We start from the raw sequence: 21,295 nt of genomic DNA on the forward strand, positions 1-21,295 counted from the left end.
CGTCAAGAAAGAAGAGCCGGCTGGAAGCCGGCGGTCCCAGAAAACCGGTGCTGCGCCTATCGCTTGTTCGGCCTTGATACCGTTGGACTCACCCCCCGATCTCCTCCTTGCGCCCAGCGATATAAGCATCCACTGCCTCACGCACGACCGGATCGAGGGGCGGAGGGACATAGGCATCGCGCGTCTTCTTCCAGACATCCAGTGCCCGGTCGGTCGCGGTGCGCTCGCCGGCATCGCGCCAGTTTTCGAAATTGGACCAGTCGGAGAGCACCGGGCGATAGAAGGCGTTCTCGTAGCGGGCAAGCGTATGGGGCGAGCCGAAGAAATGCCCGCCCGGCGCCACGCCCCGGATCGCATCGAGGGCGATCTCGTCGTCGCCGAACTCGATGGGCTTGAGGATCTCGGCCCAGCCCCGCAGCAATTCGGCATCGATCACGATCTTTTCCAGGCTCGCCGACAGCCCGCCTTCGAGCCAGCCGGCCGCATGGTTGATCAGGTGGCTGTGGCTCATGATCGCTGCCCACAGCGAGAAGCTGGTCTCCCAGGTCGCCTGCGCATCCGGCGCCGGACTGGCATTGACGGCACTGGTGCGCACCGGCACGCCAAGGCGACGGCCGAGCTGGGCGGTCGCCAGGGCCGCGTTGACATATTCGGGCGTGCCGAAGGCGGGAGACCCCGTCTTCATGTCGACATTGGAGGTGAAGCCGCCCATCACACAGGGCGCGCCGGGCCTCAGCATCTGGCAGAGCGCGATGATCGAGAGGGCTTCGGCCGTCTGCTGCACCAAAGCGCCGGCCAGGGTCACCGGCGCCATCGCCCCCATCAGCGTAAAGGGGGTGATCACCACGCATTGGCCGTGCTCGGCCATGATCATGATGCTGTCGAGGATGTCCTCGTCGACCACGCGGGGCGAATTGACGTTGGTCACCGTCATCAGGGTCGGACGTTCGGCCAGGGCCTCGATGCTGCAGCCATGCTCGATCGCCGAAAGCGCCAGGGCATCGCGCGCCTGCACGCCGCCGACGCCGCGCGCCGCCCAGACCAGATCCGACAATTCGATATGGGCGCGGTACATCTCCAGATGCCGCACGGGGACGGCGATGTCGACCGGCTCCACCACCACGCCGCCCTGCCAGTGCAGGAGGCCAAGGCCGTTGGTGATCTTGAGGATGTCGCGAAAGGCCTCGAGATCGCCATAGCGCCGGCCGCGCTCGAGATCACGAATATTGGGTGCGCCGTTGACCGGGCCGAAATTGACAACATTGCCGCCGACATGCAGGTCCCGCTCGGGATTGCGCGCATGCAGCACGAAGCGGCTGGGCGCCTTGGCCAGCATGGCCTCGACGATGTCGCGCCCCAAGCGCACCATCTGCGTCGCCTCATCCACCAGGGCACCATGGGCGGCATAGGCCTGGCGCGCTCGCGGGCTGAGGATCTTCATGCCGTCGGTTTCGAGCAGGGCATAGGCGGCATCGAGGATGCGCTCGACCTGCTCGGGCGAGAGGATGTCGACCGGCGCGAAGCGATTGGCCAGCCGCGGCATCGGCGGGGTGGCCGCCCCGGTGTTGCGGCTGCCGCGCTCGCGGCGGCCGGCACGGCCGTGCTCGGACCCGGTGTTTTCCCGGCTCATCCGCGCAGCCTCCCGCCATTGGGATCGTGCAGGGGCGCCGCCCGCAGGATAGCGGGACGGTCCTCACCGAAAATGTCGATGGCGAAAGCGGCACCGTCCTCGTGATACTCGCTCTTGACATAGCCGATGGCGAGGCTCTTGCCGACATAATGGCCATAGCCACCCGAGGTGACGTGGCCGACGACCGTGCCGTCCTTGAGGATCGGCTCATAGCCGATCACTTCCGTATCCGTGTCGACCTCCAGGACGGCAAGGCGGCGCCTGGGGCCGCGCTCGCGTTCCGCCAAAGCGGCGTCGCGGCCGGTGAAGCCTTCCTTCCTGAAGTCGATGAAGAGATCGAGCCCGGTTTCGGCCGGCGTGTAGTCGGGCCGAAAATCCTTGTTGAAAGAGCCATAGCCCTTTTCGAGGCGCAGGGAAGAGAGCGCCCTGCCTCCGAACAGTCTGAGCCCGAGGTCGGCGCCCGCTTCGACGATCTCGTCATAGAGCGTGGCCTGGAAGTCCGGCGTGGTCCACACTTCGTAGCCGAGCTCGCCGGTGAAGCCGGCGCGCGAGAAGATCACCGGGGACATGCCGACGGCCGTCTCCTTGACCGCAAAGAGCTTGAAGGCGTCGGGCGAAAGATCCTCGCGCACAAGGCGCTGCATCAGCGTGCGAGCGTTCGGCCCGGCGATGGAAAAACCGGTCAGGGTCGAGGCAGCGGAACGCACATGCACGTTTTCGGGCGGTTTTTGCTGCCAGAACCAGCGCATATGATAGGCCTCGGCGAAGCCCGAGCCGATCAGCAGATAGCGGTCCATCGCGAGGCAGGCGATGGAGAGGTCGCCGACGATGCGTCCCTCAGGGTTGAGCATCGGCGCGATTGCCATGCGGCCCGGCCGGGGCAGTTTGCAGGCGAGCAGCTTGTCGAGCCAGGCGCGTGCGCCGGCACCGGTGATCTCGTATTTGCCGTAGTTGGAGGTCTCGTAGAGGCCGACGGCCTCGCGCACCGCCAGGCACTCGGCCCTGACATGCGGAAAGGCGTTGGAGCGGCGATAGGTCGGATTCTCGGTGGGCTCGACGCCCGGGGGCGCGAACCAGAGCGCGTGTTCCAGGCCGAAATTGGCGCCGAACACGGCGCCGGCCTTTTTCAGCCGGCCATAGATCGGGGTGCGGCGCAGCGGGCGCGCATCCGGCAATTCCTCATTGGGAAAGGCGAGGCGGAAACGGCGGCGATAATTCTCGATCACCTTGGCCTTGGTGTAGCGTGGCGTGGCGAACACGCCGAAACGCGCGACGTCCATGGCCATGATATCGGCGCCCGGATCGCCCTCGGCCATCCAGCGTGACAAAGTGAGGCCGATGCCGCCGCCCTGGCTGAAGCCCGCCATCACGGCGCAGGCGACCCAGAAATTCGGCAGGCCCTTGACCGGACCGACCAGCGGATTGCCGTCGGGGGCGAAGGTGAAGGGGCCGTTGATCGACTTCTTGATGCCCGCGCGCCCGACCGCCGGGAAATGCTCGAAGCCGACTTCGAGCTCGGGAGCGATACGGTCGAAATTGTCGGGCAGCAGCTGGGTGGCGAAATCGTCAGGCGTCTTGTCGACCGACCAGGGGGTGCAGTTGTGCTCATAGGTGCCGAGCAGGGCGCCCTTGCCCTCCTGGCGCACATAGATCTCGCCGGAGAAATCGGTGGTGTTGATGATCTCCTTGTCCAACCCTTCCAGCTCGGGAATGGCCTCGGTGACGATGTAGTGATGCTCCATCGCCAGCACCGGCAACTCGATGCCGACCATGCGCCCGATCTCGCGGGCCCACAGGCCGCCGGCATTCACCACGTGCTCGGCATGGATCGAGCCCTTGTCGGTGGCAACGTCCCAGGAACCGTCGGGGCGCTGACTGAGGCCGGTGACGCGGGTGAAGCGGTGGATCTCGGCGCCAAGCTTGCGGGCCGCGGCGGCATAGGCATGGGTGGTGCCCCAGGGATCGACATGGCCGCCATCCGAGCGCCAGAGCGCGCCGGTGAAGTATTTCTCCTCGATCAGCACGTTGCGGCGCTTGGCCTCGGCCACCGGGATGATCTCGGTTTCCATGTCGAGATAGCGGGCCCGGCTGGCCACCAGGCGCAGATAGTCCATCTCGCCCTCATTGGCGGCGAGCATCAGGCCGCCATTGGCATGGATACCGCAGGACTGGCCCGTCAGCGCCTCCAGCTCGCGATAGAGGTCGATGGTGTATTTCTGCAGCTTGGAGACGTTGGCGTCGCCATTGAAGGTGTGCATGCCGCCGGCAGCGTGCCAGGTCGAGCCCGAGGTCAGCTCGTTCTTCTCGATGAGGGCGACGTCCGTCCAGCCGATCTTGGCCAGGTGATAGAGGATGGAACATCCCACCACGCCACCGCCGATCACCACGGCACGCACTTCGCTCTTCATTCCCGGGACCCTCTCAAAGCAGGAGTCCCTGATACACGACATCAGCCCGCTTCGCGACGATGGTAGGGAAAACGCATCGATGACAAAACAAACATGACGAGAGTGAACTTATCGGTTTTTATGGATCAAAAGTTAGAAGAATAAACAATTGATGGATAAGAAAACGGATTGATCCTGGGATCGCAGGCTTCCAGCCTGCATCTTCCCCTGCCCCAGGCGTAGCGTTTCCAAAATGCAGGCTGGAAGCCTGCGATCCCAGGGATTCAACCCGTCGCAAAACGGGCCTCGAGCAGATCGAGTTCCCGCACCAATCTGCGGGCCACCTCGTCCGAGAGCCGCCGAGTGCGGGCATATTGGAAGATCTGGTCGCGCTCGGCCCTGAGGCCCGCCAGGCGCAACTGGCGCTCGATCTCGTCGATGCGGCGCGTCAGTTCGGCTTCCTCGCCGGTCTGCAGTCGCCCGTCGATGCGCTGGCGATAGAGATCCATGATGCGCACGCTGGCATCGGCATAGAGATCGGCATCGCTGCGCCCCAGTCCCAGTTCGTGCTGGGTCCGCTCGATCGCCTTGATCGCCGCCTCCGCCGCGGCGATGCGGGCCTCGTCCTCCTCCTCCTGGTGCGAAGGCTCGGGCGGCAGCTCCAGCCCCTTGAGCAGGCGGGGAAGGCCGACACTCGCCGCCACCAGGGACATCACGATCACCCCGGCTGCCAGGAAGATGGCGAGGTCGCGCGCCGGGAAGGGCGTGCCGTCGGTCAGGGCCAAAGGCAGCGTCAGCACGCCGGCCAGGGTGATGGCGCCGCGTACGCCGGCGAGCGAGGCGGCGGCAATCAGCCGCCAGCTTGGCAGCATGATCGCCTTGCCCTTGCGCGCGGCGCGAAACAGGGTGAAGCGCAGCGAGGTCCACACCCACAGAAAGCGCAGGATCGCCAGCGCCAGCGTGATGGCGAGGACATAGACGATCATCCAGATCGCACCATGGCTCCTGGCAGCGGCGGCGACGATCTGCGGAATCTGCTCGCCCAGCAGCACGAAGATGATGCCGTTGGCCGCGAACTGCACCATGTCCCAAACCGCACCGCCACGCATGCGGGCCGCGACCAGCGACTGGCCGAGGCGCTCGACATAGCTCATGGTCATGCCGGCGGCGACCGCCGCCAGGATGCCCGAGCAATGCAGTTCTTCGGCGAGGAGATAGGCGGCGAAGGGGATGAGCAGGCTGACCAGCACCTGCGAGCCCGCCTCGTCGCCGAAGCGGCGGGCCACCCAGCGATTGGCCAGGGACGCGCCCCAGGTGACGGCAATGCCGATGGCGATGCCGCCGCTCGCCACCCAGAGGAAGGTGCCGAGGGCGCTGGTGAAGGAGAAGGTGCCGGTCAAGGCCGCGGCAACGGCAAAACGCATGCAGACCAGGCCGGAAGCGTCGTTCAGCAGCGACTCGCCTTCCAGCACATGCATCAGCCGCTTGGGAATGGGCACTCTGGCCGCGATAGCCGATACCGCGATCGGATCGGTCGGCGACAGCACGGCGGCGAGCGCGAACGCCACCGCCAGGGGCATCGACGGGATGATCCAGTGAATGAAGAAGCCGACGCCGATCACGGTGAACACCACCAGGCCGAAGGCGAGCTCGATGATCGTGCCCTTGTCGCGGAACAGGCCGTCCTTGGGAATGCGCCAGCCATCCAGGAACAGCAGCGGCGGCAGGAACAGCAGGAAGAAGACCTGCGGGTCGAGCTCGACCCTGAAACTGGCGAAGGACGCGATCAGTGCGCCGAAGCCGATCTGGACCAGAGGCAAAGGCAGGACGATCGGCAGCATCCTCGCGAGCGCGCCGCTGAGAACGACCGCCAGCAACAACAACAAAATGACCGAGATCGTCTCCATGCCCGCCTTATCCGCTCGTGACGCGGTCAAGCTAGGAAGCGCCTGTTAAGATATTGTTGACCAGTCCGAGTTTTCACCAACCCGAAAACGGATGGACCGGCTCCGGCGTTCGGGCTCTCCGGTCGCGCCTCTCCTAAGGATTCCGGCTCGGACAAGACTTCGTCATCGGAATAACGCACAACAACAAACATACGAGTTCAATGAATTGGGCATAGCCGCAATTGTCCGTTGCGCGACATGTTGGCTTAATCCTAGGTTGAACCGGACGGTGGACCCGCAAAACATTTGGGCTGCCTTGCCGGTAAAGCGGCGTCGGGGGAAACGACATGTCTTCTTACAAATCCATTGAGCAAAATCCGAAATATCAGGAACTGGTACGGCGCCGAAGAACGCTGAGCCTGACGCTTTCGGCCATCATGATGGTCATCTATTTCGGCTTCATCCTGGTCGTCGCCTATCTGCCCGGCGTGCTCGGGCAGCATCTGGGCACCGGCGTTACCACCATCGGCATTCCGATCGGCATTCTCGTCATCGTCGCCGCCTTCATCCTCACCGGCATCTATGTCCGCAAGGCCAACGCCGAATTCGACACGCTGACCCAGGAAATCGTCAAGGAGGCACGCGGATGAAGCGCAGTACCCTCATCCTCGCGGCCTTCCTGCCGGCCCTCACGGCCACCCAGGCCCTCGCCGACGCCGTCTCCGGACCGGTGCAGCAGCAGGCGACCAACTGGCACGCCATCATCATGTTCGGCCTGTTCGTGCTCCTTACGCTGGGAATCACGGCCTGGGCTGCCAACCGCACCAAATCGGCCTCGCAATTCTACACGGCGGGCGGCGGCATCACCGGCTTCCAGAATGGCCTCGCCATCGCCGGCGACTTCATGTCGGCGGCCTCCTTCCTCGGCATTTCCGGCCTGGTCTACATGAAGGGCTATGACGGCCTGATCTATTCGATCGGCTGGCTGGTCGGCTGGCCGATCGTCACCTTCCTGATCGCCGAGCCCTTGCGCAATCTCGGCAAGTTCACCTTCGCGGACGTCGCCTCCTTCCGCTTCAAGCAGACGCCGATCCGCGTGCTCGCCGCCTTCGGCACGCTGGTGACGGTGGCCTTCTACCTGATCGCGCAGATGGTCGGCGCGGGCAAGCTGATCCAGCTCCTGTTCGGCCTGCAATACAGCTACGCCGTCATCATCGTCGGCGTCCTGATGATGCTCTACGTCACCTTCGGCGGCATGGTCGCCACCACCTGGGTGCAGCTGATTAAGGCCTGCCTGCTGCTGGGCGGCGCCACCTTCATGGCCCTGATGGTGCTGCTCACCTTCAACTTCAGCCCCGAGGCCCTGTTCGCCAAGGCGGTGGAGGTCCATCCCAAGGGGGCGGCGATCATGCAGCCGGGCACGCTCGCCAACCCGCTCTCGGCCATCTCGCTCGGTCTTGCCTTGATGTTCGGCACGGCCGGCCTGCCGCATATCCTGATGCGCTTCTTCACCGTCGCCGACGCCAAGGAAGCCCGCAAGTCGGTGTTCTACGCCACCGGCTTCATCGGTTATTTCTATATCCTCACCTTCATCATCGGCTTCGGTGCCATCACTCTGGTGTCGACCAACCCGGCCTTCCTGACCGATCCGGCCAAGGGGCTGGAGGCGATCCGGGGCGGCATCAACATGCCCGCCATCCATCTGGCCGACGCCGTCGGCGGCGACATCTTCCTCGGCTTCATCGCCGCCGTCGCCTTCGCCACCATCCTGGCGGTGGTCTCCGGCCTGACGCTCGCCGGCGCCTCGGCCATCAGCCACGACCTCTATGCCACGGTGATCAAGGGCGGCAAGGCCAAGGAACAGGACGAGATCCGCGTCTCCAAGATCACCACCATCGTGCTCGGCGTGATCGCCATGGGGCTCGGCATCACCTTCGAGAACGTCAACGTCGCCTTCATGGTGGGCCTGGCCTTCGCCATCGCGGCTTCCTGCAACTTCCCGGTGCTGCTGATGTCGATGATGTGGCGCGGCATGACCACGCGCGGGGCGGTGATGGGCGGCTATCTCGGCCTGATCTCCGCTCTGCTCGGCGTCATCTTCTCGCCCGGCGTGTGGGAAGCCGTGCTCCAGCATCCCAAGGGCTCGGCGCCGTTCCCCTATGAGAATCCGGCGCTGTTCTCGATGGCGCTGGCCTTCGCCGGCATCTGGCTGTTCTCCAAGCTCGACAACAGCCAGCGCGCCGCCGAGGACCGGGCCGGCTTCGACGACCAATATGTGCGCTCGCAGACCGGCATCGGCGCCACGGCGGCGAGCAAGCACTGAGGCTCGCAGTATCGTTCGCAAATGAGCGTTCCGCCTTCTCCGGCGGAGCGCTTTTCCTGGGACCGCCAGCATCCTTGCTGGCCCTCACTTTCTGCACACGCAGCGTGTCAAAGAGCCAGCAAGGATGCTGGCGGTCCCAGGATCAGTCCAGCCTCAAGCCATATTCGGCCGCGCTCTCGACCAAGGTCTCGGCAAAGGCCTGGGCCAGGGTCGAGGGAGCGAAGAGGTCATAGGCAGGCTCGTCGGAGACCTGGTGCAGCAGGACAGGGATCTGCGCCATCAGGGTGCGCGCGACATGGCCGGGCCCGAACACGCGCGGATGCAGGTCGATCCGGCATAGTTTCATCAGCGCACCGCGCGCCTTGGGGCCTGACAGGCGCAGCACGCCGAAGGCCGAGGAAAGATCCACCACCGAGGCGTTCTCGCCGAGAGCATGTTTGAGGCTCACGGCAAGGCTGCCCGGCCGTCCCTGCTTGTCCAGCACCAGCCAGTCGCCAGGGCCGAGCGAAAGCACCTTCAGCGCCCCCGAGACCGCCGATCGGCCGGGCTCCGGCAGATCCAACCCGAACTCCGCCTTGAGCGCACGGCGCAAGCCCGCCTCGCCATCCCGCCGCAGCTTGATCTCGGCGATGTCGGGGCTGCGCTCGGCCAACTGCACCTCGGCAACGCGATCGGAGGGGCGGTCCGGGATCAAGGCGTGATGACCTGGTACGGAGCGCGGCAGGACCAGCGGCTCGACGACCCCGACCGGCGAGGCATCCTTCACCCTGAGATTGTCCGGATCGACGAAATGCGGGGAGACGATGGTGACCTCACAGGCTTCACCGCGCACGGGATCGGCAGCATGCAGCCTCTGGCCGATCCGTTCCTTGCCGCCGCGCAGCAGGGCAAGGCCGATGAAGCCCTTCCCCTGCGTGGTTGGGCAGGCGGCGGTAACGAAGCCCAGACTCTCCTTGGCTTCGGCGGAGGCGGTAAGATGGGCGCCGGCCCGCAGCTTCTGCCCGGGATCGTCCACCTTCACGCCAACCAGGACAAGGCGCCCAGCCTCGGTCAGGCCGGGACGACCAGCCAGGACGCGGCCGACATAATCGCCCTTTTTCTTGAGCATGCGGCCAAGGCCGAGATCATCGGCCGTGGTCTGGCCGTTGAGCTCGCTGCCCGCCACATGCCCTTTCTCGATCCTGAGCAGATTGAGGGCATCGAGCCCATAGGGCTTGATGCCGAAGGGCTTGCCGGCCGCGAGGATGGCTTCCCACACCGGCTCGGCATGGCCTGAGGGCACCGAAACCTCATAGGCGAGTTCGCCCGAAAAGGAGATGCGGAAGAGCCGGCCGGAAACCCCGGCAATCATCGTCTCGGCAACGGCCATGAAGGGGAGGGCCGCATCGTCGAGGTCCTGGCTGGTGATGCGGGCGAGCACCGCCCGGGCCTTAGGGCCGGCTACCGCGAAAGTCGCCCATTGATCGGCGACATTGGTGATCTGGACGTCGAGATCGGGCCATACGGCCTGGTGATGGAATTCGAGATGCTCCAACACCGGCCCGGCATTGGCCGTGGTGGTGGTGACGAAATAATGATCCTCGGCCAATCTCGACGTGGTGCCGTCGTCGAGAACGATGCCGTCCTCGCGCAGCATCAGGCCGTAACGGGCCCGTCCCACCGGCAGGGACGAGAAGGTGTTGGCATAGATACGGTCGAGAAAGGCGCCGGCATCGCGGCCCTGGACGTCGATCTTGCCGAGCGAGGAGGCGTCGGTGACGCCGACGGCCTCGCGCACCGTCCGGGCCTCGGCCAGCACCGGCGCCCAGCTGGTGTCCCGCTTGGGGGAATAGACCAGGGGCCGCAGCCACAGGCCGAGCTTGACGAACACGGCGCCCTGCCGCGAGTGCCAGTCATGCAAGGCCAGCCGGCGCTTGGGGCGGAAATGCTCGCCCGTCTCGGCCCCTGCGAGGGCGCCGAAGGAGACGGGCGAGGCATAGGGGCGGAAGGTCGGCAGGCCCGTCTCGGCAAGGCTTTCGCCCTTCTCGCCGGCGAGGATGGCGCTGCCGACGAGGCCTCCGGTCTTGCCCTGGTCGGTCGCCATGCCGAGCGTGGTGTAGCGCTTGGCATGCTCGACATGGGCATAGCCCTCGCGTACCGCCAGCCGCAGGTCGTCGGCGGTGACGTCATGCTGCAGATCGACGAAGGCCTTGCCGGAGCCGCGCGAAACCTTGGCCTCCCAGAAGGGGTGGGGCGGCGTGCCCTCGCCCGCCGTTCCCGCGGCATCGCCCACGAGCTCGATCCGCTCATTGCCCCTGGCGCAGAAGGATACGGCCCTTTCGTCCCACTCGAAGGGCAGTCGGGCCTGGCCGGCGAGTTGCAGGCGGGGATCGTGCCCACCGGAGACGCAGAGCAGGTCGGCCAGCAGCATTTGCGGCCGCAGCCTGGCTGCGACAGGCGTGATGGTCAGGACATGCAGGGGGGCGCCCTCGGTGGCGGAGACCTGCGATCCAAACCAGACGGGGATGCCAGCTCGTTCCGCCTCGCGGCCGGCGGCGGAATCGGGCCTGGTGTCGATGATGCCGGCGATCTCGACGCCGGCCTCGGCAAGCAGCCGGGCCGCACCGTAGCCGCGGTCATTGTTGACGAAGAAGGCCGCCCGCCGGCCGGGCGCCACGCCGAACCGCGCGACATAGACCGCCGCCGCCGACGCCAGCATCACGCCCGGCCTATCATTGCCGGGAAAGGCGATCAGGCGTTCCTGCGCGCCGGTGGCGAGCACGATCCGGCCCGGACGGATGATCCATTGGCGCTGGCGCACCTCGCGCTGCCCGGGCGTGATGCGGTGATCGGCCACCCGCTCGACGGCGCCGACGACCAGCCCGTCATAGAGGCCGTAGGCGCCGGTGCGGTTGAGCAGCATTACCTCGGGAAGCGCCGCCAGTTCGGCCAGCCTGTCGGTCAGGCCTTCACGCGCAGCGGGGTCGAGCAGTGCCGAGCCGCCAAAGGCGAAATCCTGCTCCAGCACGATCACGCGTTTGCCGGCCCGCCCCGCCGCCAGGGCGCTGTCGAGCCCAGACGGCCCCGAGCCGACGACCAGCAGGTCGCAATGGGCATGCATGGTGTCGTAGCTGTCGGGATCGGGCTCGCGCGCCGCCCGCCCCAGCCCCGCCGCCCGGCGGATCAGCGGTTCATAGACCTTCTCCCACCAGGCTGCCGGCCACATGAAGGTCTTGTAGTAGAAACCAGCGGGCAGAAAGGGCGACAGCCAGCCATTGATCGCGCCGAGGTCGAAGCCGAGCGAGGGCCAACGGTTCTGGCTCACCGCCTCCAGCCCCTCGAAGAGCTCGATGGTGGTGGCGGGGACGTTTGGTTCGCGCCAGGCGCCCCGACGCAGTTCCACCAGGGCCGAGGGCTCCTCGGGCCCGGCCGTGAAGATGCCGCGCGGCCGGTGATATTTGAACGAGCGCCCGACGATGCGCACGCCATTGGCCAGGAGCGCCGAGGCGAGCGTATCACCGCGATAGCCATGCAGGATCTTGCCGTCGAAGCGGAAGGACAGCGGCTTGCCGCGATCGACCTGCCCGCCCTCGACGAGGCGATGGGGACCGCTCATGCCGAACGCTCCGGCAAGGGGATCTCGTCATGTCTGCTGACCACGGCCTGGATCTCGTGGCTGACCGTATCGCGCAGCACCTTCAGCACCTGCCGGCAGCCATGCACATGCTGCCACCATTCCAGATGCCAGCCCGCCGGATTGGCGCGCTCATAGACATAATCGTAATAGGCTTGCGCCTCGGCCTCTTCGCCCGGCCGGTGCACCGAGGCATCGCCCCGATAACGGAATTCGACTTCGTCGCGCAAGCCGCAATGGGGACAGGCAATTCTCAGCATGACGGGCAAGCCTTGGCATTAAAGCTCGACGTCATTGCGAGCCTGGCCAATCCATATGGATTGGCTTGAGCGAAGCAACCCAGGGGCCAAAGGGCGCAAAGGCTGGATTGCTTCGCTGCGCTCGCAATGACGGTAAATGCTGCCACGAGCTCCCCCATCTCAATGCATCCAGGCATAGGGGCCGATGCCCCGTTCGTCGATCACCCGTCCCTCCCGGAAGCGCTCCAGGCCGAAATGGGCAATCAGCGGGTGCGGTGCACCGGTCGCCACCAGATGGGCCGTGGTGAAGCCGCCGGCGGGGATCGCCTTGAAGCCGCCATAGCACCAGCCGCCATTCAGGTAGAGATTGCGCACCGGCGTGGTCGAGATGATGGGATTGCCGTCGGCTGTCATGTCCATCGCCCCGCCCCATTGGCGCAGCACGCGCAGGCGCCCGAGGGCCGGCATCAGCGTGAGGCCGGCCGCCAGCACGTCCTCCACCATCGGCAGGGCACCGCGCCTTGCATAGGAATTATAGCCGTCGAGCGCGCCGCCGAAGACGAGGCCGCCCTTGTCCGACTGGCTGACATAGAAATGCCCCGCGCCATAGGTGACGACGCAGTCGATCAGCGGCTTGACTGCCTCGGAGACGAAGGCCTGCAGCACATGGGTCTCCAGCGGCAGGCGGAAACCGGCCATGCCGGCCAGCAGCGAGGAATGCCCGGCCACCGCGAACAGCACCTTGCCGGCACGGATAGTGCCGCGGCTGGTTTCAACATCGGTCACAGCATCGCCCTCGCGCGTGAGGCCGGTGACCTCGCAATTCTCGACGATGTCGACGCCGCGCCGGTCGGCGGCACGGGCATAGCCCCAGGCCACAGCGTCATGGCGTACCGTGCCGCCCCGCCTCTGCAGGAAACCGCCGAGTACGGGAAAGCGGCCATTGTCGACGTCAATGAGCGGCACCAAGCGCTTGACGCCTTCCTTGTCGAGCAGCTCGGCATCGACGCCTTCGAGCAGCATCTGGTTGGCGCGCCGGGCCAGCAGATCGCGCTGGCCGTCCGCATGCACGAGATTGAGCGCACCGCGCTGGGAGACCATGGCATTGTAGTTGAGCTCAGCCTCGAGCCCTTCCCACAACCGAAGTGAGAAATCGTAGAAGCGGATGTTCTCGGGCGAGAAATAATTGGAGCGGATGATGGTGGTGTTGCGCCCGACATTGCCGAGCCCGATGCCGCCGCGCTCCAGCACCGCGACGTTGGTGATGCCGTGATTCTTGGCGAGATAGTAAGCCGTGGCCAGGCCATGCCCGCCGCCGCCGACGATCACCACGTCATAGGCCGGTTTGGGCGCCGCCTTGCGCCAGGCTGGCCCCCAGCCGCGATGTCCGCGCAACGCCTCGAACGCGAGACGAAATCCCGAATAGGCGGAAGAGAGGACGGACATGGGCTCCGCTGTGATGCCGCGAGGGCGCCTGCCCGACGCAGGCGCCCTCCCGACTTAAGCACCTCGCTTGCCGCTGGCAATCGAAACACCGAGATGGGCTGCGATTTTGTTGCCGCCCCTCCGGAACCGAGATGAGATGGCCGACCATCCCGCCCCGGTCTCCCGCAGCACCGTGCCGTAACTTTCTCCCAATTTTTCCGCCATTCCGGTCTTGCCCCGCGCGGCGCATATCTATATGAAGCCCCCGACCAGCTGCGGAGAGGTGGCAGAGTGGTTGAATGCACCGCACTCGAAATGCGGCATGGGGGCAACTCCATCGGGGGTTCAAATCCCTCCCTCTCCGCCATTCCTTCTTCATGGCACTTGGCAAGCGCGACAGGTCATCCAGGCCGTGCGAAAATGTTTTTAATCAAATCGTTACAGTAAGGCACCTCCGGCTGCGGCGAAGCCGGAGAAGTCAGTGCGCCGTCGATCTCAGCTGCCTTTCATGCGACTTTCTACCGAGCTACGTGTCGTGGTTCGCTTGGCATGCAACGTCCGCCTCTCGAGAACGGGCGATTGGGGGCTTCTTTCTAGAGCATCGGACATTTAGTCAGACGCATAGCCGGCGGCGTTGAAATAGTTCCAGCCTTTTGGGGCTGCGGTGATCGCAGATATCGCCGATTGCATTCCAGAGTTGTTCGAAAATTCGAGCGGCAGCCGCCCTCGGACGGGCTTTGAGTCGGGCAAAGGCCATGGCGATGAGATTAACTGCCCCTGGAAAGTCACCGCTTTGAGGTTAGTCTGAAGCGCGAGGGCGTCGAGGTTAGCTGGAGGAAGCTCCATCGCCACGCGAGGAACGGGTGATGGTAAGGAAGCGCGGCGGCCGTCGACCAGCGCTGGAGCCTCGACTTTGTCTCTGACACATTGGTCGACGGCCGCCGCTTCCGCATACTGTGTGTCATCGACGACTTCAGCCGGGAATGTCTGACGACCGAGGTCGATGACTCGATCTCCGGCGAGCGCGTGGCGCGGGCGTTGGATGCGATCGCCGAGCGTTGCGGCTATCCGCCGATAGTGATCAGCGACAACGGAACCGAACTCACTTCGAACGCCATGCTCGAATGGCAGCAGGAGAATGGTGTCGAATGGCGGTACATCGTGCCGGGCAAGCCGATGCGGAATGGCTTCGTGGAGTCCTTCAAGAGGCGCCTGTGGGACGAATGCCTCAACAGCTATCGCCACGCTCGTCAGATCATCGAGGACGGGAGGACCGACGACAATCTGGGCCGACCACACACGAGCCTCGGCGGGCTCACCCCAAACGAGTTTGCAACCCGGTCCGCAACGGACCGCAACATGAACAGAGCTAACCTATAGACGCGGACAAATAGGGGAGCAGGTCAGCGGCCATCATGACACTGGGGGCCGCAAACGCAAAAAAGCCCTGCGCGTTTGGCGACAGGGCTTATTCGAGAACGTTGGTTGCGGGGGCCCGCAACGGCTTTCATCATAACATCGCCAACCCTTTGATTTCGTTCAGGATTGGCAAATTCCAGTATGCCAAACAGCTCGCCGCGTAGCTCGGCATGGATCTCGCCGCGCTTCTCGCCGGGCGTGAGTACAATCTGTCCGATCAGTGAGCGTAGAGCTTCAGCGGCCTGTCTTCCGCCCTCGTCGTCGGCGAGCGCCTGCGTGAATTGCTCCACCCGCTTGCGATAGAGATTGGCGATGTTGGGATGCAGGTCCGGAACATCGGTAGGAGCCTGAGCCAGGCGTTCGGTAATCTCGGCCTTCTGGCGTTCCAGATCTTCAATCCTCGCCTTCATGGTCGGCCGGTATAGCCCTTCCTCGATCGCCACCATGATGCCGGCGATGGCCCTCTCGACCTTGTCGAGGGCTTTGCGATCCTGTTCGCTCTGAGCACGGCGCTCCTGGTTGAGCCGGTTGGTCTCCTGGGCAAAGGCTTTGACCGCTTCGGCCACGGCATCAGCCGAGACCAGCCTGTCCTTCAAGCCTGAGAGAACGCGGTCCTCGATCTTCTCGCGGGTGATTGTGCGGCCATTGTCGCATGTGCCTCGGCGCTGGTGGTTGAGGCAGCCAAAACGCTCTTTCGTGAACAGGCCGTAGCGTCCGCCGCAGCAGCCGCAGGTCAGCAGGCCGGAAAGCAGGGAGGCCGGCCGCTTCATGGTGTGCAGCCTCTTCGCCCTGGCATCGCGGATGCCGATGGTCACCGCCTCGAACTTGCTGGCGATGACCTTCTGCCTGTCCTTCACGGCTTGCCAGAGCTTGTCCTCGACGATCCTCAGATGCGGCACTTCGGTGCGGATCCATTTGGCCGGCGGATTGATGCGCGACACGCGCTTGCCGCTGGTCGGATCCTTGATGAAGCGCAGGCGGTTCCAGACCAGCACGCCGGTATAGAGTTCATTGTTGATGATGCCGGTGCCTCGGCTCACATGACCTCGCACACTGGTATCGCCCCAGTGCCGGCCGAGCGGACCGGGAATGCCGTCCTTGTTGAGATCGACGGCAATGGCCTTCGGGCTCTTGCCCGTCCCGAACTCACGGAAGATGCGGCGGATGATCTTTGCTTCTTCCGGCACGATCTCGCGGTCACCCCGGATGGGTTCACCCTCGGCATCGAGCTTCTTCACCACCCGATAGCCGTAGCACAGCCCTCCCCCGGCCTTGCCCTTCTCCACCCTGCCCCGCAGACCACGATGGGTTTTAAGGGCCAGGTCTTTCAGGAACAGGGCATTCATGGTGCCCTTGAGGCCGACATGGAGCTCACTGATCTCGCCCTCGGCCAGGGTGACGATGGTGACGCCCGCGAATTTGAGATGCTTGAACAAGGTGGCGACATCGGCCTGGTCACGGCTGATGCGGTCGAGCGCCTCGGCCAGCACGATCTCGAACTGGCCGCGCTGAGCATCGCGCACCAATTGCTGGATGCCATGCCGCAAGATGGTGCTGGCACCGGAGATGGCCGCATCCTGATAGGTCCCCGTCACGTTCCAGCCCTCGCGCGTCGCCAGCTCGCGGCATAGACGGAACTGATCCTCGATGGAGGCATCCCGCTGGCTGTCTGAGGAATAGCGGGCATAGAGCGCGACACGGGTCATGGTGGATCAACCTCTCTCTTTCCTAATGGGGGATCATCCTTCCTCCCCCCTGCCCTCTTTCTCTCGGCGGCCTTGCCGATTGTCATTGGCGGCCCGGTGTTTCTCGAACGCTTCCCGGGCCAGCTGCCGGCCGATCACCCGCGCGATATCGAGCACGATGCGATCCAGCTTGGCGGGACCGCTGTCCTCGCCGGCATAGCTCGAGCCAGCGCGTTTGATGTTGTCGTTGGACGGGGCCGATGGTGTCGGCCCTGTCTTGGTTTCTTCTGCCATGGCGGTCGCTCCTGACGATGGATCGACCTGCCATCAGATGCCTCCAAAGGAGGAAGGAAAGCACGAAGTTCATGGCGCAGGGCCATGGCGTGCAATGACTTGCAAACGGCGGTTTTGCCTCATACGCCAGACCTGCCGGAAACGAGGCTGGAGAACCTTGATCTCGATCATCCAGCCCTTCGCAAATAGACATGTCTGACGCCCAAACCGCTACGCTGCCTTTTTCTTTCTGCCCTTGCTGGATGCGGGAGGGGGTGGTGGCGGAGCGCTGATGGCCTTCCGATTCATCTGACCTAGTCCCAATTCCTTGGCCAGACGTGAGCGTGTGGCTGAATAGTTCGGCGCGACCATGGGGTAATCGCTGGGCAAGCCCCATTTTTCCCGATACTGCGCCGGCGTCAGACCATAGGCGGTTCGCAGATGCCGAGTCAGCGATTTGAATTTGAGGCCGTCTTCCAGGCAGATGATGTAATCGGGCGTGATCGATTTTTTGATCGGAACGGCGGGTTTGAGAGGAATATCCGCCTCGACCGGCTTGGGATTATTCAGACCGGTCAAGCTTCCATGCACTGTACGGATCAAATCCGCGAGGGAAGCGGTGGCGACCTGGTTGTTGGCGACATAGGCCGAGACGATGTCGACCGTCAGGTCGACCAGACTCGTGTCTTCTTCGAGCATGTTCAGTCACTTTCTTTTTTGCGTTGATGTCGAAGTGAGTGACATTTTTCTTTATATGCGCAGCTTTGTGGACCCGATCGCTACGCTGACTCGGATTCTCAGGCAAATTCCGGTGCCTGTAAACATCATCTTCAAAAAAGACCGCAATCTCAGCAGCACTGTTCCGATGATTTGTGGATTATTCCTCAACCATCGGTTTGTCCTGTCTCAATCAGGACAATTGTCGACAGCCGGGGAACATTCGAATTACATTCGCCTGTCTCCGAACATCGAACCATCTGCCTAAAGCAGAACGAGCTGCTCGCTCTTGTCAGCCAGAACTCGCGCCTGGCGACGTTCCCGCCACTCGGCGAATTCCATGGTGACGATCTCGCATAAGGGTGCGACGCCTCGCCATTGATCGCGATAGACGCTGGTGTCGATGCCGATGCCGCAGTCCATGAACAGGCCCGTTCGCTGCTCGAAGTTGACGCCGGCCCCTGAGGCCAGCCGTTCGAAGCAGGGGCGCCCGGAATAGCGAAACGACGTCGAGCCTTGCGGCAGGATGAATACGCCATTGTCGGCGATCTCAGAGGCAATGTCGATCACCGCGAACTCGAAGGATTTGGAGCCGGGACGATCGCTTGAGGTCGCGACCCTGCCAAAGGGCGGATTGGCAATCGCCCAGTCGAACATGGCTCCCTCAAGCTCGTCTTTCCACCACTGCCGCCAGTCGAGCACATCGGCGCAGATCCAGCGCGCTTCCGGCAATAGTTTGCGGCCGATCTCGACGAAGCGCTGATTGATCTCGACGCAGGTCAGTTCCACCTCGCCCCGCCATTTGGCACGCTGGTGAACCCAGTAGGCGAGACCACCGATCCCAGCACAGAGGTCGATGACCCGGCCACACCCTAGCTCAAGGGCAAAATCGGCCGCCAGATCGATCGGCGTGAAGAACGCGCCAGCGGCCGCGACATTGTTCTCCGCACCCGGATGCCAGTTCTCCAGGACGAAGTCCTTCTCGTCCTCGCTCAGCACATCCTGCATCAGCAAGGCTTCCGCCTCCGCGTGCACCTTCATCTCCGCTTTGCTCAACTTGCCCATCTTGCTGCCCTTCCCTGGATCGGCGAAGCAGGTGCCCGCCTGCTTCCCGAGCTCGTGCGGAACAGCGTGTGGGTGGGGGGCAAGCTTGAACTGGGGAGGGGTATCACCCGCCTGCAGGGCGCCGCCCCTATCGGCGGCGAGATTGTCTGAGCGCAGCGAAGAGAATTTCGGGGAGACCCCAGTTCATGCTTGCTGGGGAGGGAGAGCAGCGTTCTCCCTCCCCGCGCACTGCCGAAAGATCAAGAGAGTGTTCTCAACCGCATCCCGGTTCTCCCTCTTGCCACTGTCCTGCACGAAGGACGAAGCAACCAAACGCCACAGGAGCTACAGTGAAACCGGCTAGTGAGGATTGCCTGTGTCATGGAAGTTCAATCTTCACCCTAGGCGACACTACTCATCCGTGACACGAGCGTGAAACCCGCTTTGAAATCGGCTTTGACTTGTTGACTTCGCAGCGCGTGGCGAACAGTTAGGGAGGTGGAAGTCAAATACTGGATTTGGCGCGAGCCTCCTCATTCACGCGCGCGAGTTTTATTATGGGTGGCACTCCATTTTGGGTGAGAAACAACGGCGTCAATGGGACGCGAGTCCAGCCTCCTAGCGCAAGGAGGATCGGATGAAGGCCGAAAGCGACATAGTTCTGAATTTGTCAGGCGTGCCACATATGGCCAAGCCAATGGAAGGCGTATTTCCGGCCAAAGGATATATTCTCTTAACGATGCTCTTACTGGCCGGCGGAAAACGAATGAACCGGCAGGCCATTGCCACCCTCCTTTGGGAGGACGCGCCGGAAGAAAAGGCCTTCACCAATCTCCGCCAGTTGCTAGCGAGGATTAATCGTTTCTGGCCCTTGGACGAAGCTGTGATCGAAGCGCAGGGCACCAGCCTGGTAGCTGGCCCGGCAGCGATTTGCAGTGACCTCGCCAAAATTATGAGGTGGCGCAAGTCCCAAGTACTGGCTGAGCGTGTGGCAGCAATTCGCCTGATAAAGGGAGACCTTCTCGCCACACTCGATACTGGTGGGGACGAACTGTCGCAATGGTTCCGTAGCGAGCGCGAGCGTTTCCGCCAGCGAGTTTTGTCCCTGGCGGGCGATGTGCTCATGGAAATGACGCGCTTTGCCCGGGCGCAGAAGAACGACATCGAAGAAATCGGCGAACATATGCTGATGCTGGAACCCGAACGCGAAGAGACGTTTCGGGTTCTGATCGAGGCCTACGGACGCAATAACAACCTCGAAGCCGTGAGCCGCACATTCGAGTTGCTCAAAGCCATGATGCAACGCGAATTCAATGCCGAACCGAAAGCCGAAATTATCGGTTTGGTGCGTCGCATTTTGGCCAACAATCCCAAGCCTTCCGCAGAGGTCAATCACTGCCCTGCAGATGCAGTTGGAGAATTCAACGCCGCCAAAGAGAGCGAACCTGTCATTGTTCGCAGTCTGGCGAAACTGCCGCGCGTGGCCCTGTTGCCCCCCAATCCGACAATGGGCGAGGAGTGCGATCCGCTGGCTCGGGTGCTGGTCGAGGAGGTCGCCAATGATTTGTCGCGTTATCGCACTTTCGCGGTGGTCGCCCCTCATAGCAGTTTTGGCGCCGTGGACCTGCGAGAGCCGGAACGCCTCGACGCGCTGCGCAACAGATATTTGGTAAGCAGCTTTATGGTTCCCGGCGACCCGAGCCTTGCTCTGCGCCTGGAACTGTACCCCGGCCGCGAGATCCTCTGGGCTGCCGAATTTCGGATCGGCGGGAGTGATCTGCCGACAGCTTTCAAACTGATCTCTCGGCAAATCGCGGTGACGCTGGCGACCGAGATCGAGCAAGATCAACTCAAGCGTATGCGAGCGGACCCTCAGCCGCACGCCTATCGACACTACCTCGAAGGCAAACTGCTCCTCAAAGATTGTGATCTATCGAAATTGCGGCGTGCACGCCGAGAGTTTCGAAGGGCGGCGGATGTCGACCGGCATTTTGCACCCGCGCGAAGTGCACATGCGCAGACCCTCTACCTGGAATGGCTAATGCTGGGAGCCAATGACCCCTTCCTTCTCCATCAAGCGCGTCTGGAGGCCGACGCTGCGATCTCGATCGATCCTGGCGACGGCGCAGGGTATCGAATGGCGGCTGTGGTTTCATTGAATCAGCGCGATTTCGACACTGCCAGCAGCAAGTTCTTGGAAGCGGAGGTCCTAAATCCGCATTCAGCAGATTTACTGCTATCGCATGCGGATGCCCTGTCGCACCTCGGCGACGCCGAAGCGGGTTGGAAGCGTTTTCAAATGGCGCTGGATCTGAATCCTTTTCCACCTGACTATTATTGGTGGAGCGGGGCTACAATAGCGATACGCCGGCATGATTATCGCGGTGCCATAGAGTTGTGTGACCGTATGAGTTCTGATGAATCAGTGCTGCGACTACTAGCGATATCACATGGATTGTTAGGAAATGAAAGCGTCGCTCGCCAGTATGGCGCGAGATTGCGAGAAATGTATCCGGGAATAACCATCTCGGACATAGTGAATCTTGCACCGGATAGAAGAGCAGAAGATCGCAATTTAATGGCGGAAGGACTTCGAATTGCGGGCCTGAATTAGAATGAGATCACTCGTAAGCAAACCCAAAGTTTTTATATAG

General features: G+C 63.3%; 13 protein-coding genes, 1 tRNA gene and 1 pseudogene. 5 read left to right on the forward strand and 10 right to left on the reverse strand.

The features are described from left to right. Window positions 1–88: 88 nt before the first annotated feature. From ACIGJE_RS25425 to ACIGJE_RS25435, 3 genes are all read right to left on the reverse strand, one after another. Window positions 89–1,630 (reverse strand): trimethylamine methyltransferase family protein, encoded by a 1,542-nt coding sequence (locus ACIGJE_RS25425; protein ID WP_483678967.1) that lies wholly within the window; start codon window positions 1,628–1,630, stop codon window positions 89–91. Further along, window positions 1,627–4,038, reverse strand: coding sequence for a GcvT family protein (locus ACIGJE_RS25430; RefSeq protein ID WP_483678968.1), 2,412 nt, complete (start codon window positions 4,036–4,038; stop codon window positions 1,627–1,629). Before ACIGJE_RS25430 ends, ACIGJE_RS25425 begins: the two co-directional genes overlap by 4 nt. 263 nt (window positions 4,039–4,301) lie before the next feature. After that, window positions 4,302–5,924, reverse strand: coding sequence for a Na+/H+ antiporter (locus tag ACIGJE_RS25435; RefSeq protein ID WP_483678969.1), 1,623 nt, complete (start codon window positions 5,922–5,924; stop codon window positions 4,302–4,304). Window positions 5,925–6,250: 326 nt separating this feature from the next. Here ACIGJE_RS25435 and ACIGJE_RS25440 point away from each other — a divergent pair, with 326 nt between their 5' ends. After that, complete coding sequence (locus tag ACIGJE_RS25440) at window positions 6,251–6,553, forward strand: DUF485 domain-containing protein (RefSeq protein ID WP_394314753.1); 303 nt, start codon at window positions 6,251–6,253, stop codon at window positions 6,551–6,553. Next, the gene (locus ACIGJE_RS25445; RefSeq protein ID WP_394314752.1) at window positions 6,550–8,226 is read left to right on the forward strand and encodes a cation acetate symporter; all 1,677 of its coding nucleotides are present in this window, start codon (window positions 6,550–6,552) and stop codon (window positions 8,224–8,226) included. The genes ACIGJE_RS25440 and ACIGJE_RS25445 overlap by 4 nt, the downstream gene beginning before the upstream one ends. A 142-nt stretch (window positions 8,227–8,368) precedes the next feature. Here the strand turns inward: ACIGJE_RS25445 and ACIGJE_RS25450 are convergent, their stop codons facing one another. From ACIGJE_RS25450 to ACIGJE_RS25460, 3 genes are all read right to left on the reverse strand, one after another. After that, complete coding sequence (locus ACIGJE_RS25450; protein ID WP_483678970.1) at window positions 8,369–11,821, reverse strand: 2Fe-2S iron-sulfur cluster-binding protein; 3,453 nt, start codon at window positions 11,819–11,821, stop codon at window positions 8,369–8,371. After that, window positions 11,818–12,099: a sarcosine oxidase subunit delta gene (locus ACIGJE_RS25455; protein WP_415086544.1), complete on the reverse strand. Its 282-nt coding sequence runs from the start codon at window positions 12,097–12,099 to the stop codon at window positions 11,818–11,820. Before ACIGJE_RS25455 ends, ACIGJE_RS25450 begins: the two co-directional genes overlap by 4 nt. A gap of 159 nt (window positions 12,100–12,258) precedes the next feature. Then, window positions 12,259–13,524, reverse strand: coding sequence for a sarcosine oxidase subunit beta family protein (locus tag ACIGJE_RS25460; protein WP_483678971.1), 1,266 nt, complete (start codon window positions 13,522–13,524; stop codon window positions 12,259–12,261). 256 nt (window positions 13,525–13,780) lie between these two features. Here ACIGJE_RS25460 and ACIGJE_RS25465 point away from each other — a divergent pair. After that, a tRNA-Ser gene (locus tag ACIGJE_RS25465) sits at window positions 13,781–13,870 on the forward strand. 422 nt (window positions 13,871–14,292) lie between these two features. Then, window positions 14,293–14,883: pseudogene (locus ACIGJE_RS25470) on the forward strand (DDE-type integrase/transposase/recombinase); the annotation flags it as partial. A 23-nt stretch (window positions 14,884–14,906) separates the two neighbouring features. Here the strand turns inward: ACIGJE_RS25470 and ACIGJE_RS25475 are convergent. From ACIGJE_RS25475 to ACIGJE_RS25490, 4 genes are all read right to left on the reverse strand, one after another. Next, window positions 14,907–16,628, reverse strand: a complete 1,722-nt coding sequence (locus ACIGJE_RS25475; RefSeq protein ID WP_483678972.1) for a recombinase family protein — start codon at window positions 16,626–16,628, stop codon at window positions 14,907–14,909. A gap of 33 nt (window positions 16,629–16,661) precedes the next feature. Then, window positions 16,662–16,901 carry a hypothetical protein gene (locus ACIGJE_RS25480; RefSeq protein ID WP_483678973.1) on the reverse strand — a complete coding sequence of 80 codons (240 nt, stop codon included), beginning with the start codon at window positions 16,899–16,901 and terminating at the stop codon, window positions 16,662–16,664. A 210-nt stretch (window positions 16,902–17,111) separates the two neighbouring features. Continuing rightward, window positions 17,112–17,579 (reverse strand): Ros/MucR family transcriptional regulator, encoded by a 468-nt coding sequence (locus ACIGJE_RS25485; protein WP_483678974.1) that lies wholly within the window; start codon window positions 17,577–17,579, stop codon window positions 17,112–17,114. Window positions 17,580–17,861: 282 nt separating this feature from the next. Then, window positions 17,862–18,662 carry a methyltransferase gene (locus ACIGJE_RS25490; protein ID WP_483678975.1) on the reverse strand — a complete coding sequence of 267 codons (801 nt, stop codon included), beginning with the start codon at window positions 18,660–18,662 and terminating at the stop codon, window positions 17,862–17,864. Between the two features lie 616 nt (window positions 18,663–19,278). On the opposite strand from ACIGJE_RS25490, the gene ACIGJE_RS25495 reads away from it, so the two are divergent. Then, window positions 19,279–21,255 carry an AfsR/SARP family transcriptional regulator gene (locus ACIGJE_RS25495; RefSeq protein WP_483678976.1) on the forward strand — a complete coding sequence of 659 codons (1,977 nt, stop codon included), beginning with the start codon at window positions 19,279–19,281 and terminating at the stop codon, window positions 21,253–21,255. Window positions 21,256–21,295: the final 40 nt, after the last annotated feature.

The organism is Labrys sp. E2SS-1L, assembly GCF_057073705.1.